Origin of the sequence: Microbacterium sp. Root1433D1 (genome assembly GCF_001426835.1) — a bacterium.
In the GTDB taxonomy this organism is placed as follows: Bacteria; Actinomycetota; Actinomycetes; order Actinomycetales; family Microbacteriaceae; genus Microbacterium; species Microbacterium maritypicum.
This window is the reverse complement of the sequence record NZ_LMFN01000001.1, coordinates 105988-120992: the sequence shown is the minus strand read 5'-3', so window position 1 is coordinate 120992 and position 15005 is coordinate 105988. Positions and strand designations below refer to the sequence as shown.

Annotated in this window: 17 protein-coding genes; 11 read left to right on the top strand and 6 right to left on the bottom strand. The window is 66.4% G+C overall.

Annotation, left to right across the window (positions count from 1 at the left end):
* Positions 1-792 carry an IclR family transcriptional regulator gene (locus tag ASD13_RS00535; protein ID WP_055864560.1) on the top strand — a complete coding sequence of 264 codons (792 nt, stop codon included), beginning with the start codon at positions 1-3 and terminating at the stop codon, positions 790-792.
* Positions 793-1037: 245 nt separating this feature from the next.
* Complete coding sequence (locus ASD13_RS00530; RefSeq protein WP_055864555.1) at positions 1038-1577, top strand: DUF6264 family protein; 540 nt, start codon at positions 1038-1040, stop codon at positions 1575-1577.
* Between the two features lie 95 nt (positions 1578-1672).
* On the opposite strand, the gene fbaA is transcribed toward ASD13_RS00530, so the two are convergent.
* The gene (gene fbaA / locus ASD13_RS00525; protein WP_055864552.1) at positions 1673-2701 is read right to left on the bottom strand and encodes a class II fructose-bisphosphate aldolase; all 1029 of its coding nucleotides are present in this window, start codon (positions 2699-2701) and stop codon (positions 1673-1675) included.
* A gap of 185 nt (positions 2702-2886) precedes the next feature.
* Here fbaA and glpX point away from each other — a divergent pair, with 185 nt between their 5' ends.
* On the top strand, positions 2887-3873 hold the full coding sequence (gene glpX, locus ASD13_RS00520; RefSeq protein WP_017828697.1) for a class II fructose-bisphosphatase: 987 nt from the start codon (positions 2887-2889) through the stop codon (positions 3871-3873).
* Between the two features lie 180 nt (positions 3874-4053).
* On the top strand, positions 4054-4338 hold the full coding sequence (locus ASD13_RS00515; protein ID WP_017828696.1) for a hypothetical protein: 285 nt from the start codon (positions 4054-4056) through the stop codon (positions 4336-4338).
* A gap of 61 nt (positions 4339-4399) precedes the next feature.
* Here ASD13_RS00515 and ASD13_RS00510 read toward each other — a convergent pair whose 3' ends face one another.
* Entirely contained in the window at positions 4400-5710 is a 1311-nt protein-coding gene (locus ASD13_RS00510; RefSeq protein WP_055864549.1) for a DNA recombination protein RmuC, read from the bottom strand.
* 83 nt (positions 5711-5793) lie between these two features.
* Entirely contained in the window at positions 5794-6396 is a 603-nt protein-coding gene (locus tag ASD13_RS00505; protein WP_055864546.1) for a 3'-5' exonuclease, read from the bottom strand.
* A gap of 59 nt (positions 6397-6455) precedes the next feature.
* Between ASD13_RS00505 and ASD13_RS00500 the strand changes: the two genes are divergently transcribed.
* Together ASD13_RS00500 and ychF are read left to right on the top strand one after the other, a co-directional pair.
* Positions 6456-7196: a class I SAM-dependent methyltransferase gene (locus ASD13_RS00500; protein ID WP_055864543.1), complete on the top strand. Its 741-nt coding sequence runs from the start codon at positions 6456-6458 to the stop codon at positions 7194-7196.
* A gap of 52 nt (positions 7197-7248) precedes the next feature.
* Positions 7249-8322, top strand: coding sequence for a redox-regulated ATPase YchF (gene ychF / locus ASD13_RS00495; protein ID WP_055864540.1), 1074 nt, complete (start codon positions 7249-7251; stop codon positions 8320-8322).
* A 132-nt stretch (positions 8323-8454) separates the two neighbouring features.
* Here the strand turns inward: ychF and ASD13_RS00490 are convergent, their stop codons facing one another.
* Together ASD13_RS00490 and ASD13_RS17305 are read right to left on the bottom strand one after the other, a co-directional pair.
* The gene (locus tag ASD13_RS00490) at positions 8455-9354 is read right to left on the bottom strand and encodes a hypothetical protein (protein ID WP_157535553.1); all 900 of its coding nucleotides are present in this window, start codon (positions 9352-9354) and stop codon (positions 8455-8457) included.
* Positions 9355-9577: 223 nt separating this feature from the next.
* A complete protein-coding gene (locus ASD13_RS17305) occupies positions 9578-10477 on the bottom strand; it encodes a hypothetical protein (protein ID WP_162246273.1) in 900 nt (299 codons plus the stop codon).
* 147 nt (positions 10478-10624) lie between these two features.
* Here ASD13_RS17305 and ASD13_RS00485 point away from each other — a divergent pair, with 147 nt between their 5' ends.
* From ASD13_RS00485 to ASD13_RS00465, 5 genes are all read left to right on the top strand, one after another.
* Positions 10625-10963: a hypothetical protein gene (locus tag ASD13_RS00485; RefSeq protein WP_127482640.1), complete on the top strand. Its 339-nt coding sequence runs from the start codon at positions 10625-10627 to the stop codon at positions 10961-10963.
* Between the two features lie 80 nt (positions 10964-11043).
* Positions 11044-11580, top strand: coding sequence for a hypothetical protein (locus ASD13_RS00480; RefSeq protein ID WP_055864530.1), 537 nt, complete (start codon positions 11044-11046; stop codon positions 11578-11580).
* 45 nt (positions 11581-11625) lie between these two features.
* Positions 11626-13287: an ABC-F family ATP-binding cassette domain-containing protein gene (locus ASD13_RS00475; RefSeq protein WP_055864526.1), complete on the top strand. Its 1662-nt coding sequence runs from the start codon at positions 11626-11628 to the stop codon at positions 13285-13287.
* Positions 13284-13838 carry a GNAT family N-acetyltransferase gene (locus ASD13_RS00470; RefSeq protein WP_055864522.1) on the top strand — a complete coding sequence of 185 codons (555 nt, stop codon included), beginning with the start codon at positions 13284-13286 and terminating at the stop codon, positions 13836-13838. The genes ASD13_RS00475 and ASD13_RS00470 overlap by 4 nt, the downstream gene beginning before the upstream one ends.
* Before the next feature lie 157 nt (positions 13839-13995).
* Positions 13996-14571 carry an alpha/beta fold hydrolase gene (locus ASD13_RS00465; RefSeq protein WP_055864520.1) on the top strand — a complete coding sequence of 192 codons (576 nt, stop codon included), beginning with the start codon at positions 13996-13998 and terminating at the stop codon, positions 14569-14571.
* Positions 14572-14587: 16 nt separating this feature from the next.
* Here ASD13_RS00465 and ASD13_RS00460 read toward each other — a convergent pair whose 3' ends face one another.
* A complete protein-coding gene (locus ASD13_RS00460) occupies positions 14588-14932 on the bottom strand; it encodes a LysR family transcriptional regulator (RefSeq protein WP_017828685.1) in 345 nt (114 codons plus the stop codon).
* Positions 14933-15005: the final 73 nt, after the last annotated feature.

Below are 15005 nucleotides of genomic sequence, written 5' to 3'. Positions count from 1 at the left end.
GTGAGCGCCGCGGAGGCGGAGCCCACCCTCATCGGGTCGGTGCAACGCGCTCTGCGGCTGGTCGACATCGTCGCCAACTCACCTCGGCCGCTTCCTCCCAAGATGCTCGCGGCCATCACCGGTCTGACCCCCGGTACCACCTACAACCTGGTGCGCACGCTCGTGCATGAGGGATACCTCTCCTCGGAACCGGACGGTGTCGTGCTGGGCGCCCGGTTTCCGTCGTTCCAGCAGCAGATCGGCTCGCGGGGAGTGTTCCTCGCCCGCGTGCGCGCAGCGCTGCGGGAGGTGACCGAAGACGTCGGAGCCACGGCGTATCTCTCCCGCTTCGATGACGGGGAGATGCACATGGTCGACATCGTCGACGCCGTCCGCAATCCCCGGATCGAGCTGTGGGTGGGGCTGCAGTCCAGCGCTCATGCGACTGCGCTGGGCAAGCAGATCCTCGCGGAGCTCCCGGAAGCCGATCGCCTTGACTACCTCTCGCGGCATCGTCTGCCCGAGCTCACACCGCACACCATCACCGATCGCAAGGCATTGCTGACGCAGCTGGAACGCTCTCCGGGGTGGACGATCGATCAGGAGGAGTACGCGATCGGCGCCACCTGCGTCGCCGTGCCGGTCATCGCCCCCGGTGTCATCGCCTCGCTGGCGATCTCGCTGCCGGCCGATGGCGCCGTGGTCGATCGCACCCTCGTCTCGACGCTCCAGCGCACTGCACGCCATCTCTCTCTGCAGCTAGGGGCTGACGTGCTGGACGAGGGTTCCTCCGGAGCCGAGTTCACTATCTGAAGGAGGGCCCCTGGCGCGTCGGCACGCGTTTTCCTACTATGGGAACAGTGGCGGCATACGTGAACGTCACCGATCGCCTCTAGCGTCCCCAGCGCTGGCGGTCAATCTGGATGAGGAGCGTCCCCACGCTCCACGTCCGCGGCCCCGAGAAGTCCCCACTTCTCCGGGGCCGCTATCGTTTGTGCCTCACAGGGTGCGGTCGCCCGCTGTGAACCGGCCGGAGGTTGTGCCGTTAGCATGGCGGGATGAGCGACCAGAGGCCCCAGTACGGCGAACTCGCGACCCCCGAGGAACAGCGACGAGCCGCCGGCCTGCCCCCGCTCGACGAGGTCGTGATCGCACCGCCCTCGGCGCCACTGCCGCCCGCGGTTCAGGCCGGGAACCCGGTGAACGAGTCTTCGACGAAGCGGTCGCATCCTGTCGATCGCTTCGCGACGATCGTGATGCTCGCCTACGGACTGATCAACGTCGTCATCACCGGTCTGTCGTACCTGGATCTGCCGAGCGTCATGAACCAGACCATGAAGGTCGTCGGCATCGAGGGGGAGTTCACGAACTTCGCGCAGGCGAAGACCTGGGGGATGATCGCCGCGATCGTCCTCGTCGTCGGATGGTCGATCACCGCCGCGCTCTCGATCCGACGCCTGCGTCGTGGCCGCCTCACCTGGTGGCTCCCGATCGTCGGAGCGATCGTCACCATGGGCGTGGTCTCCGTCTGCATCGCGGTGCCGATGATGAGTGACCCTGCCTTCGTCGCCCACCTCGAGCAGATGACGACTCCCTGACCTCAGCCGGTCGGCGTCGACGTACGCCGGCCCATCGGGGACGCAGAAGGGGCCCGGCAGGAATGCCGGGCCCCTTCTGCTGTCTCGTTCGCGGATCAGCTCTTGGACTGTCCGTACGAGCCGAGCTGACGGGTCGACTCGACCACGCGGGCGGCCATCGCCGACTCGGCGATCTTGCCCCAGGCGCGCGGGTCGTACTGCTTCTTGTTGCCGACCTCGCCATCCACCTTCAGCACGCCGTCGTAGTTCTTGAACATGTAGTCGGCGATCGCACGCGTGTAGGCGTACTGCGTGTCGGTGTCGATGTTCATCTTGATGACACCGTTGGCGACCGCGAGGGCGATCTCCTCATCGGTCGAGCCGGAGCCGCCGTGGAACACCAGGTCGAGAGGCTTGGCGCCGGTGTTGTACTTCGCCGCGACCTCGGCCTGGATCTCGCCGAGCAGCTCAGGGCGCAGCTTGACGCCACCGGGCTTGTACACACCGTGCACGTTGCCGAAGGTCAGGGCGGCGATGTAGCGGCCCTGCTCGCCGAGACCCAGCGCCTGAACAGCCTGGTCGACATCGGCGAAGGTCGTGTAGAGGGCCTCGTTCGAGCCCTCGTGCTGCACGCCGTCCTCTTCGCCGCCGACGACGCCGATCTCGACCTCGAGGATGGCGTTGATGTTCTTCATGCGGGGGAGCAGGTCCTTGGCGATCTCGATGTTCTCCGCGAGGGGAACAGCGGAGCCGTCCCACATGTGGGACTGGAAGATCGGGTTGCGGCCGGCCTTGACCTCTTCCTCGGAGGCGGCGATCAGCGGCTCGACGAAACCGGCCAGCGCGTCCTTCGGGCAGTGGTCGGTGTGCAGCGCGACGGTGATCGGGTAGTTCTTCGCGACCTCGGTGGCGAACCGCGCGAACGCGAGCGCGCCCGCGGCGCGAGCCTTCACCGTGTGACCGGCGAAGTAGTCGGCGCCACCCGTGGTGACCTGGATGATGCCGTCGGAGCCGGCCTCGGTCAGCCCCTGGAGGACGGAGTTGATCGTCTGCGAGCTGGAGACGTTGAATGCGGGGTACGCGAAGCCGCCGGCCTTCGCGCGGTCGAGCATTTCGGCGTACTGATCCGGGGTGGCGACGGGCATGAGAACTCCTGCGATAGGGGAAGCCGGGACAGCTGCCACTCTATCGGGGCGTGCACGCTGATACCGCAGCCCAGATCCTCGCCGAGCACGATGGCTTCTGCCTGGCTGTTAAGAAACCGGATTCCTTCGTCGGATCCGGCTCGAAAGGCGGCGGATTTGGACACGGGGGTGGCTAGGCTGACCGCATGGTGAGTCTGACAGCGGATCTGAGCCCTCTTCGTCCCGACCGTAACCTCGCGATGGAGCTGGTGCGTGCGACGGAGGCTGCGGCCATCCGCGCGGTCCCCTTCATCGGTCGCGGAGCCAAGGAGGCGGCGGACGGCGCCGCCGTCGACGCGATGCGCGCGTTCCTCGGAACGGTCGACTTCCAGGGGCGAGTGGTCATCGGCGAGGGCGAGAAGGACAACGCCCCGATGCTCTTCAACGGCGAGGTCGTCGGCACGGGCCGTGGGCCGCTGTGCGACATCGCGGTCGATCCCATCGACGGCACCTCGCTCACCGCAGCCGGACGTCAGAACGCGCTCTCGGTGATCGCCGTCTCTGACCGTGGCACCATGCTCGACGCCTCGACCGTCTTCTACATGGACAAGCTCGTCACCGGCCCGGCAGGCGTCGGCGTCGTCGACATCCGTCTTCCCATCGGCGAGAACATCCGCAAGCTCGCCGGCGCGCTCGACAAGCCTGTCGACGAGATCGTCGTCTCGGTGCTGAACCGTCCGCGTCACGAGCAGCTCATCCAGGAGATCCGCGATGCGGGTGCCGGCACGCGTCTCATGAGCGACGGTGACGTCGCCGGTGGCATCAACGCCGCCCGTCACGATGCTCGCACCGACATGTGCGTCGGCGTCGGCGGCAGCCCTGAGGGCATCGTCACGGCGTGCGCGATCAAGGCTCTCGGCGGACACATCCAGGGACGCCTCTGGCCGCGCGATGACGATGAGCGCCAGCGCGGCATCGATGCCGGTCTCGATATGGACAAGGTCTACGAGGCCGACGATCTGGTGCAGGGCAACAACACGATCTTCGTCGCCACCGGTGTCACCGACGGCCAGCTCGTCGCCGGTGTCCGTCGTGAACGCGGCTACGTCTACACCGAGAGCGTCGTGCTCCGAGGAGCCTCCGGAACGCTTCGTCGCATCGCTTCGGAGCACCTCGTCTCGAAGTGGCTCTGATCCTTCGCTCGTCCTCTGACACGTGATCATCGCCGGTGACATCGGCGGCATCGTTATCGAGCCGGTACCGCCTCACAGCCGCTCGATCCACGGTTCTCCGGGGTGCCGTGTCACAATTGTCACTGGGTTTGTCGCCGTCGACGGAGCCGCCAGGCACCGCAGGCACAGGAGGGCGAACAGATGACAACGCAGCACACGAGCGGTTCGAAGGCCGCCCCGACGAAGATCATCACGACCAACACGGGGCGCATCCTCCGGGTGAGCGCAGATGCGGAATCCGTTCCGACGCCCCCGGTCACGACGCCACCGGCCGCGATGGTCGATCCGGCTCGTCGCGCCGACGTCCTCTTCCGCGTCCGCCGCGACGAGGGGCACGAGATCAGCTCCTGGTGGATGATCGGAGCGTTCCTGGCCACCAGCGGACTCGTCATCCTGCTGCTCAGCGGCGTTCCCGGCATCGCCTGATCCGTCGTCGCTGAACGCCCGCGGAGCTACCGCACCACCGGCTGATGCTCTGCCGAAGGTGTCACCCTTCGTCGAGCCGAAGCCGCACGTCGCCCACGTCGGCGCGGACGGCCTCGGGCTGGACGGCCTCTGCGGGATCGAGTGGGTCGATATGAGCAGACTCGCCGTCTGAGAGAGCTTCCTGCGCCGCGGTCGAGTCTGCAGCGAGCAGTTCCGGTGCGGTGAATCGCCGGCCCGTGCTCGCCGTCGTCGGGGCGGCTGTCGCGAGCGCTGACGCGTCGACCCCGGGGAACTGACGAGCGGTAACGAGCACACGGGTCTCGAGCGATCCGGCGAACCGGTTGTAACTGTCGACAGTGCGCTCCAGCGCTCGACGCAGATCGTCGGCGTGCCCGGCGAGCGTTCCCAGCCGGTCGTAGAGCTGCGTGCCGAGCGCGAGCAGGGTACGCGCCTCGGTCGAGACCTCCTGCTGCGTCCAGGTGAAGGCCACGGTCTTCAGCACAGCCCAGAGGTTGACGGGGGAGGCGAGCGCCACTCGGCGACTGAACGCATAGTCGAGGAGGGTCGGGTCTTCATCGATGGCTGCGGCCAGCAGTGATTCGCTCGGCAGGAAGCAGATCACGAACTCCGGGCTCGCATCGAGGCCCGCCCAGTAGGCCTTCTTCGCCAGCGCGTCGATGTGCGCGCGGACCGCCTTGACGTGCTTCTGCATGAGGGTGCGGCGCTGCGGCTCCTGCGCGTCGCCGCCGGGAAGAGCGGAGGCCTCAAGATAGGCGTCGAGAGGAACCTTGGCATCGACGGCGATCGAGCTGCCCCCGGCGAGGCGGATCACCATGTCGGGGCGCCCCTGACCATGGTCGGAGGAGATCGTCGCCTGCAGATCGAAGTCGATGTGCCGGGTGAGTCCCGCGGCTTCGACGACGCGGCGCAGCTGAGTCTCACCCCAGACGCCGCGCGTGGCAGTGGAACGCAGAGCCCCGGCGAGCGACTCGGTCGTCGCCCGCAGAGCTTCATCGGACTCCTGGGCCCGGCGCAGCTGCTCTTCGAGAGTGCCGAACTGCGCGTGCCGTTCCCGCTCGATGGCGGTGACCTTGGTCTGCATCTGCTGCAGACTCTCGCGAACCGGGGCGAGCGCTGTCAGCACGGCGTTCTGCTGCTGAACGCGCTGCGCCTCCGCCCGCTGCTCGTTGCGCGCATGCTCGACTGCATCGCGGTACAGATCGTACTGGCGGTCGCGATCGTCTCGTGCGGCCGCCAGCTCGGCCTGAGCGCGCGCGAGATCGGCGGCACCGCGTCCGGCTCGCAGGAACCAGCCCATAGCGACACCCGCCGCGAGGGCGACGAGGAGAAGAACGACAGCCAGAGCATCCATGTGTTCATGATGCGGCCGGCATCCGACATTGTCCGGTCGCCGCGCACAGATGCCGCGTGACGAGTCAGACGCGACGAGGCGGGTCAGGCGACGGCGCGCTCCAGAGCGGGGGCGACCGGAGCGACGGGCGCGGTGACACGCAGGCTCAGAGCATCGGCGAGGGCGAAGACATCGGCCGCACCTGCTCGTGCTGCCGAATCGATGACGATCTGCGCGCAGGCGCGGGCATCGGCGAGCGCATCATGGTGCGAGAACTCCTCGAACCCCGCGGCGGCCGCGGCGATCGGCAGGCGATACGAATCGAGCGTGTACGTCTTGCGGGCCACCTGCAGGCTGCACAGCGAGCGGTAGGGCGGGCAGAGCTGACCCGTCGCTTCGGAGGCGCGGCGCAGCACGTTGAGGTCGAAGCCGGCGTTGTGCGCGACGAGCACGTCGGCTCCGGCGAAAGCGCACAGGCGGTCGAACTGGTCGACCCAGGTCGCGGCCGAGAGCACGTCCTCGGGCTGGATGCCGTGGATGCGCACGTTCCATTCCTGGAACTCGTCGTGTCCCGGCGGCGGCTGGATCAGCCATCCGGTGGTGGCGACGACTTCTCCGCCGCGCACACGGACGAGTCCGACCGAGCACGCGGAGGCCGGGCTGGAGTTCGCGGTCTCGAAGTTGATCGCAGTGAAGTCCAGTGGCACATCCCCACTTTCCCCCGGGTGCTCGAAGTGGGGTCGCAGACTCGCCGTATGCTGGCGACATGGCTGAGGACATGGCGACGTCGTTCGGAGCGCAGGCCGGGGATTACGAGCTCGGCAGGCCCGAATACCCCTTCGAGGCGGTGGCCTGGATGCTCGAACGGATGCCGGCTGATTCCCGCCGCCTCGCCGATGTCGGCGCGGGAACGGGCAAGCTCACCCGAGTGCTCGCCCAGGCGCCTGACGCAGAGGTCGTCGCGATCGACCCCGATTCCGAGATGCTCGCGACCCTCCGTGGCGCGGTGCCGGGAGTGCCCACCTTCGTCGGGTCGGCGGAGCGGCTGCCCCTTCCTGATGCGAGTGTCGATGCCGTCGTGCTGGGCCAGGCCTGGCATTGGGTCGATCCCGTCGCGGGCTCGACCGAGATCGGTCGTGCGGTGCGCAGCGGGGGAGTGCTCGGCCTCATCTGGAACATCCGCGACGATCGCGTCGAGTGGGTACGCAGGCTCACCGAGGTCATGCACGGCAGCCACGCCGAGATCATGCTCGCCGAGGGCGATCCGGTCGTCACCGCGCCGTTCGGACCGCTCGACCAGGAGCGCTGGGAATGGGTCCGACCCGTCACCCGCGATGTGCTGCATCGGATGGCGGCGTCGCGCAGCTACATCATCACCGCTCCCGACGAGGAGAAGACGCGCATCCGACGGGAGCTCGACGCTCTCTTCGACGAGCTCGACCTGCACGGCGACGCGACCATCGACCTCCCGTACGTGACCAGGGCGTACCGCGCCGTCCGCGACTGACGCGCAGCCTTCCGCAGGATCGCGGGGCTCCGGCCAGGTAGACTCGTGCCCCGTGGCTCTCACTATCGGCATCGTCGGCCTGCCCAACGTCGGCAAGTCCACCCTCTTCAACGCACTCACCAAGAACGACGTGCTCGCGGCGAACTATCCGTTCGCGACGATCGAGCCCAACGTCGGCGTGGTGAACCTGCCCGACCCGCGCCTCGAGAAGCTCGCGGAGATCTTCGGCAGCGAGCGGATCCTCCCCGCGGCAGTGTCGTTCGTCGACATCGCCGGCATCGTGCGCGGTGCGAGCGAGGGTGAGGGACTCGGCAACAAGTTCCTCGCGAACATCCGTGAGGCCGACGCCATCGCACAGGTCGTGCGCGGTTTCGCCGACGACGACGTCGTGCACGTCGACGGCACGGTCAACCCGGCCTCCGACATGGAGACGATCAACGCCGAGCTCATGCTCGCCGACCTCGAGACCGTCGACAAGGCGATCAGCCGGTACGAGAAGGAAGTGCGCGGCAAGAAGATCGAGCCCATCGTGCTCGAGACCGCGAACGCGGCGAAGGATGCGCTGGAGCGCGGCGTGCTGCTGTCGGTCGCCGGTATCGACCTGACGCCGATCCGGGAGCTGGGTCTGCTCACCGCGAAGCCTGTCATCTTCGTCTTCAACGTCGACGAGGCCGTGCTGACCGACGATGCGCGCAAGGCGGAGCTCGCAGCCCTCGTCGCCCCGGCGAAGGCCATCTTCCTCGACGCGAAGATCGAATCCGAGCTCATCGACCTCGACCCGGAGGATGCGGCGGAACTGCTCGCCTCGACCGGCCAGGACGAGTCCGGCCTCGACCAGCTCGCCCGCATCGGCTTCGACACCCTGGGCCTGCAGACGTACCTCACGGCCGGCCCGAAGGAAGCTCGCGCCTGGACGATCCCCAAGGGCTCGAAGGCGCCGCAGGCCGCCGGTGTCATCCACACCGACTTCGAGAAGGGCTTCATCAAGGCCGAGATCGTCTCGTTCGAGGATCTGGTCGAGACAGGTTCCGTCGTCGAGGCCCGTGCCAAGGGCAAGGCCCGCCTCGAGGGCAAGGACTACGTCATGCAGGACGGCGACGTCGTGGAGTTCCGCTTCAACAACTGAGTCTCAGGAGCTGTGGATGGGTACCGGATCTGGTGTATCGCACGCCCCGCGTCAACTTCGACAAGTGCCGCTGTTGCGTGGAACTCACGAATCCTGAAACTCGTGTCTGAGACACGACTCGTGGGTGCCCAATTAGGGCCCTTCTAGTGGCGAGAATCGTGCACGGGCCGCGCGAGCAGTCAATGTTGATGTCGAGTTCAGATATTCGGGGCTGAGTTGCGAGAGAGCATCACCACGAGTGAAGCCGAGCTGGGCGAGGAGAGCGGTCAGTCGCTTTTGGGTCTTAGCTTGGTTGCCTGACCAATACTGTGCGTACACCTGCGCGTTCAAAGTGAAAGCGGCCGAGAGGTGCGTGTTGAGTGTTGACTCGGCGTAGTGCTCAACGTCCATCATGGTGACGGCGCGCACATCCAGTGCCTCAACGAGCTGCTGGCCAGCCGCGATGATCGACGCGACTTCTTTGAAGGTCGGCGCGTCGTCTCGTTCGAATGATTCGATCGATCTACTGATATCGAGTCCACGATGCTCGAGCGAGATATCTTGTGCCGAGTTCAGAAGCCTGCTTCGCAGGTCCCTCCCGATTCGGGTGTCCGCGTCCGAATGAACGATCGTGTTGCGCCATCTTGTCGCGAACAGCATCATCAGAAGGTTGCGGTCATCACGCGGGAGGCCAAGGACAGAGGCCAATTCAGACAGTCGGTTCGCTCTGCCATCGATCTTGTCGATTCTCTTTGACCCCGTATCGCTCATCACCGAACGCATGGCCTGGAGCCGCTTGCGGTAGACGTCCACCAGGTCAGTGATCCACGCGAGCGACGTGACGAGAGCGTATTCGCGACTGCGAATTGCAGATCGGCTCACGTCTGTCGGACTCCACGATGTCGAGAACTCAGGGGCGAGTTTTGCCTCGCCGACGCGTACAGCGTCAAGGCCTACGAGAACTGTGATGAGGAAGTGGTTATTCTGTCCGGTGTTTCTCTTGAAAGCCACTCGCGCAGGCGTGCGGCTCAGTCCAAGTCCGATCTCGATCACGTGCGCTGGTTCGATTCGAACGAACATTTGCAGCTCTAAGAGGCCTGAGGGCAGATGAAGGCTGCCGTCTTAGCCTTTTAGACCATCAGCACACTCCAAGGTTACACGCGGTCGCAGGACAACCGAGCTGCGCTAAGTAGTACGTTCAGGGGCACGCAGCAGCTGGAGAGTTTTTTCGGCGTCGGAACGTCGTGGAGTTCCGCTTCAACATGTAGGGCGGCTATCAGTGCGCAGGCGAAGCGTCCGTTGCGTGTAGAAAGTGAATGCGCTCCAGGATCTCTCTGGCGGTTTCCTCCGGAGTCTGACTGGTCGTCGCGCGAACGATTGAAGTCTGAGCGCGATCTCGTGAGAAGGGCTCATCGCGGTAGGTGTGGTTAAAAACAAGCCCGCTCGTCAATATTTCCGTTGCAGAGGCTTCGCCATCCTCGCATCCGGCCGCACCATAGAGACTGCTCAGCGAGGCCAGCAATATGGAGTCTTCCGTGTTCCTGTCGTAACGAGCATCGGCCCAAACTGCGAGGGCTAGGTTCTCGACTAGACGGGGTCTGGGGTCTGGCGCTCGGTCCTCATGGTTCATCCATGTGGTGAGGTCGGGGAAGTCCAGAGCGATCTGCGGATACTCAGTCCACAGCTGTATGACAGATGGAAAGCGTTCCTCGACATATTGATGAAAGCTGAGTGGTGTCTGCTTTTCCGTGGCTCTCCCCGCGTATGTGTATTTGTGCTTGACGTCGTCGCTGTTGACCTTACGGTCGGCCGATGCGAGCCACGCCTCTAGATCGTTGGGGGCGCTGAAAACCTGTCGTCCGCGGTAGTGTCCGAACATGAGCGTCGGCACTCCAGAAGCGGTTCCTGTGAGCCAGCCACGCACGGTCCCGATTGACAGGCTGTCGGTCGCGGCGCTCTTGACCTGGATGTGCGCGGTCTTCCCGGAAAGCTGCCAAGAATTCCTACCTGCCGCCGATGCGCTGAGAATTAGGTCGTCGGGTATATGGCAATGAAGATCCCAACCGGTATCCGTCGCGGTTAGTGCGTTCACGGCAAATCCGTGCTCGATCATGGATATTGCGCAGGATAGCTCGTTGATGTCGCCACGCGCGTTGCTGCCGGTTCGCCTAGCCATATGACCATGATCGCACGGGGCCTGGCTCCGGTTGGCTCGGTGGCGGTAGGAGATGCTAGCCGCTCTGCACACCACTAACACTCATACATAGTGGTGGAGTTCCGCTTCAACTAGCGCGATTCGTCGAGCGCCTGCCAAAGTAACCCTGTGGACACTGTGGAATCCTCTCGTCGGAGCCTTGCGCTGAAGATGCTTCCCGCCGTGGCGATCCTGCTCGTGACCTGGGTGGCTCTGTGGGCGGCGCAGGGCATTCCGACCCTGTGTGCGTTGGCGTCGCCATGCCCGGCACCCGATGTTCGCGTTGCGCCTGCTCTGCTGTTCGGGGGGCTGATGCTGGTGCCGACGGCCATCCTGCTCCTCACCGCATCCGTCGGTCGCTCCATCGACTGGGTGCGGAAAGTCGCATACATCGCGCTGGTCGGCTTGGCGCTGGTCGGTCTGGGCGCGGTGCTGTTCTCCGGGGGATTCACGATCGCATTCGTGTAGGTTCGCGGCAGGTGCGGTTCGGTACAGAGGGTCGCACGACGGGGCGGAGTTCCGCCTCGACGGAGCACCAGGAGCTGTGGATGAGTGAAGACTCGTCGAGCGCCTCGCTGACGCCGGCGGGAAGACGCGACACGCCCCTCATCCGGATCTGCCTGGTCATCGTCATCATCGGGCTCGTGGTGAGCGGGGTCACCGCCTTCCCCCTGCGCGAAGAACTGATGCTCGGGCGCGATGTCCTGAACAGCACGGGCCTCAGCGCAGTCTTCCCCGACCTCGCATTCTGGGTGCAGCGGGTCGCAGAGGCGCTCGAGACCACCGGCACCGACTATCCATTCCTCGCCTACGGCACGGACTGGCTGGCATTCGCCCACCTGGCCATCGCGGTCGCCTTCGTCGGACCGCTCATCGATCCGGTCCGTAACGGGTGGGTCACCATCTGGGGCCTCATCATGTGTGCGGGCATCGTTCCGCTGGCACTCATCGCCGGCGCGCTCAGGGGCTTGCCACTCGGCTGGCAGCTCATCGACATCTCGTTCGGTGTGGTCGCGGCCGTGCCGCTGACGATCGCCGTCGTGCTGACACGTCGACTCGAGAGATCGTGCGTCGTCGTCCGCTGACGGCTCGCGTCCGCGCACGACCCGCACGGGTGACAGGATTGACGGATGACCGCAACACTCGTGGCCCAAGGGCTGGCCGGCGGGTACGGCCACCGCACCCTGTTCGACTCCCTCGATCTGACCGTCACCGCGGGTGATGTCGTCGGCCTCGTCGGCGCGAACGGGGCGGGGAAGTCGACTCTCCTGAAGCTGCTGGCCGGTGTCGACGAGCCCCAGGCCGGGACGATCCGACTCTCACCGGCCGATGCCTTCGTCGGCTGGCTTCCGCAGGAGCACGAGCGCATCGCCGGCGAGAGCGTCACCGACTACATCGGCCGCCGCACGGGTTGCACGGCCGCGACCCGCGACATGGATGCCGCCGCCGCAGCACTCGGTGACCCCAGCCTCGCCGCACCGGGCACAGATCCCGCCGACACGTACTCGGCCGCGCTGGATCGTTGGCTCGCGAGCGGTGCTGCCGACCTCGACGAGCGACTGCCGGTGGTGCTCGCCGACCTCGGACTCGATCTGGGTGACGACCCGGCCGCAGCGATGATGACCTCGCTGTCGGGCGGACAGGCCGCCCGCGTGGGGCTCGCCGCGCTGCTGCTCTCGCGCTTCGACATCGCGCTGCTGGATGAGCCGACCAACGACCTCGACCTCGACGGGATCGAGCGGCTGGAGGCCTTCGTGCGCGGACTCCGCGGCGGTGTCGTTGTGGTGAGCCACGACCGTGAATTCCTCGCCCGCTGCGTGACCAGGGTGCTGGAACTCGACCTCGCGCAGGGTAGCAACCGGGTCTTCGGCGGCGGCTACGACGCGTACCTGGAGGAGCGGGCCACGGTCCGTCGTCACCAGCGCGAGAAGTACGACGAGTTCGCCGATAAGAAGGCCGACCTCGTCGCCCGTGCTCGCACCCAGCGCGAGTGGTCGAGCCAGGGCGTGCGCAACGCGATGAAGAAGGCGCCCGACAACGACAAGATCAAGCGCAAGGCCTCTGCGGAGTCGAGCGAGAAGCAGGCGCAGAAGGTGCGTCAGATGGAGAGCAGGATCGCCCGGCTCGAAGAGGTCGAGGAGCCGCGCAAGGAGTGGCAGCTCGAGTTCACGATCGGTTCGGCGCCGCGCTCCAGCTCGGTCGTCTCGACGCTGAGCTCGGCCGTGTTCCGGCAGGGATCCTTCCAGCTCGGCCCGGTATCGCTCCAGGTGAACGCGGGGGAGCGGATCGGAATCACCGGTCCCAACGGCGCGGGGAAGTCGACGCTGCTGCGCGGGCTGCTCGGACGGCAGCTTCCCGATGAGGGAACCGCAAGCCTCGGTGCGAGCGTGCAGATCGGCGAGATCGACCAGGCCCGTGCGCAGCTCGTCGGCACGCAGCCGCTCGCCGTCGCCTTCGAGGAGCTCGTGCCGGAGATGGCATCGGGAGAGGTCCGCACACTCCTCGCGAAGTTCGGGCTCAAGGCCGACCACGTGATGCGCGCCGTCGACGAGCTCTCGCCGGGGGAGCGCACGCGGGCGGGGCTGGCGCTGCTGCAGGCACGCGGCATCAACCTGCTCGTGCTCGATGAGCCGACCAACCACCTCGACCTGCCCGCGATCGAGCAGCTCGAACAGGCGCTCGAGTCCTACGAGGGAACCCTGCTGCTCGTCACCCATGATCGGCGGATGCTCGCGACCGTGCAGACCGACCGGCAGTGGCGGGTGGAGGCGGGGCAGGTCGTCGAGATATGACGGCCGTCGACATCGACACGGTTCCCCATGATCGTCTGAGCGCGAATGACCTGACGCGGCTGCGGGAGCTTTTCGATGCCGAGTACTTCGCCGAGTTCGGAGCGTGGGATCCCGATCGGCCCTACGGCTACGCGCCCCATGACGTTCACGTCATCGCCCGGTTGGGCGCTGCCGTGGTGGGGCACGTCGGCTGGGCGCGGCGGACGATCGGCGTCGGTACGGCGGAGGTCGTGGTCGCGGGTGTCGGTGGCGTCCTGATCTCCCCGCACGCGCGAGGGCAGCGAGCCGGTACCGTGCTCCTCGCGCACGCAGCCCTATCGATGAAGGATGCCGGAGGTATCGAGTACGGCTATCTCGGGTGCCGTGAAGAGGTCGTCGCCTTCTACGAATCGTGCGGGTGGCGCCGCGTCTCGGCAGCCGAGCACTCGATCGACCGCGCCGGCCAACCCGTCGTGCAGACCCCGGGGCCGCCCCTTCTGACGCTCACGCTCGATCCGAAACCACGGAGTTGGCCCGCGGGCCCGATCGATCTTCGCGGGCGGGCCTGGTAGGCGGTCGGTGGAGTTGATCCGGATGTCATCGTCTCCCTGACCGCCCGCTCAAGATACGCTGGGACACGGCGGCTCCGGCCGCGGTCCGGTCGCTGGCGTCCGCCGTGGACGTTCCGCCTGAGTTCCTGACACCGACGGCACGAGGAGATTGACGCCGATGACCGACACCCAGATCTTCGAGCCCGACGGCCGCGCGATCCCCTTCGTCGACGAGGGCGACGGGCCGGTCAAGCTCGTCCTGATCCAGGAGCGCGATCTGGCTGCTGATGTTCTCGGCGTCGTCTCGCACTACCTCGCCGAGGAGGCGGGCTTCCACGTGCTGCGCATCGGCCATCGTGCCGAGGCCAAGCGCGAAGAGGTCTCGCTGGATGACCGTGTCGAGGATGCGCTCGCCGTGATCGAACACGTCGGGCTGGGCGACACGTGGGTCGGCGGCCATGGGTTCGGCGGCACTGTCGCGCGCGCCTTCGCTCTGGCGCACGCCGATCGCGTGAACGGTCTGGCTCTGCTCGCGGTCGAAGAGAGCGACATCCCGCTCGCGCCGGTGATGCCCGTCCTGATCATCCAGGGCACCAAGGACATCGATGCTCCGTTCGCCAACGGAGAGCAGCTGCAGTCGACGGCACCGGAGCGCGCGAGCGTGAAGAGCATCGACGGCGCCGATCACCTGTTCCCGATGACGCACCCGATCGAGACCGCGGTCGTCATCGAGGAGTACCTCGACTGGGACTGAGTCCTTCGCCGTCCCGCTAGCGGCCCTGCCGCTTCTTGTACGGCTTCGGCTGCCCCTTCACGGCGGGCGTGCGGCCCTTGCCCTTCGAGGCTTTGGCCTTTCCTCCGGCAGGGGCGGGGGCGTTGCGCACCGGCTCCGGAGCGGCAGCGACTGCCGTCTTCGCCTCCACCAGCAGGAGCTCGCCGACAGGTGTCAGCCGCGTCGGGCCCTCGCGATGGACGATCGGATGGCCGACCTCGGCCTCGAGCTTGTCGATCGACGTGTAGAGCGAGGCCAGCGGAATGCCGAGTTTCTCCGCCGCACGAGGGAAATGCAGTTCCTCCGCGAGGACGACGAAGCGGCGGAGCAGAGAGATCTTCACGGTGGCCTTTCGACTGTTCGCACGGGTTTGCGAGCTCGTTCCAGGTTACGCGGTGCAGACAGACGGATGCCGC

Coding starts and splice junctions, on each gene's coding strand:
- fbaA (WP_055864552.1), bottom strand. CDS start 2,701: ATGCCCGTCGCCACCCCGGATCAGTACGCCGAAATGCTCGACCGCGCG.
- ASD13_RS00465 (WP_055864520.1), top strand. CDS start 13,996: ATGACCGACACCCAGATCTTCGAGCCCGACGGCCGCGCGATCCCCTTC.
- glpX (WP_017828697.1), top strand. CDS start 2,887: ATGGTGAGTCTGACAGCGGATCTGAGCCCTCTTCGTCCCGACCGTAAC.
- ASD13_RS00510 (WP_055864549.1), bottom strand. CDS start 5,710: ATGGATGCTCTGGCTGTCGTTCTTCTCCTCGTCGCCCTCGCGGCGGGT.
- ASD13_RS00480 (WP_055864530.1), top strand. CDS start 11,044: ATGAGTGAAGACTCGTCGAGCGCCTCGCTGACGCCGGCGGGAAGACGC.
- ASD13_RS00475 (WP_055864526.1), top strand. CDS start 11,626: ATGACCGCAACACTCGTGGCCCAAGGGCTGGCCGGCGGGTACGGCCAC.
- ASD13_RS00500 (WP_055864543.1), top strand. CDS start 6,456: ATGGCTGAGGACATGGCGACGTCGTTCGGAGCGCAGGCCGGGGATTAC.
- ASD13_RS00470 (WP_055864522.1), top strand. CDS start 13,284: ATGACGGCCGTCGACATCGACACGGTTCCCCATGATCGTCTGAGCGCG.
- ASD13_RS00515 (WP_017828696.1), top strand. CDS start 4,054: ATGACAACGCAGCACACGAGCGGTTCGAAGGCCGCCCCGACGAAGATC.
- ASD13_RS00530 (WP_055864555.1), top strand. CDS start 1,038: ATGAGCGACCAGAGGCCCCAGTACGGCGAACTCGCGACCCCCGAGGAA.
- ASD13_RS17305 (WP_162246273.1), bottom strand. CDS start 10,477: ATGGCTAGGCGAACCGGCAGCAACGCGCGTGGCGACATCAACGAGCTA.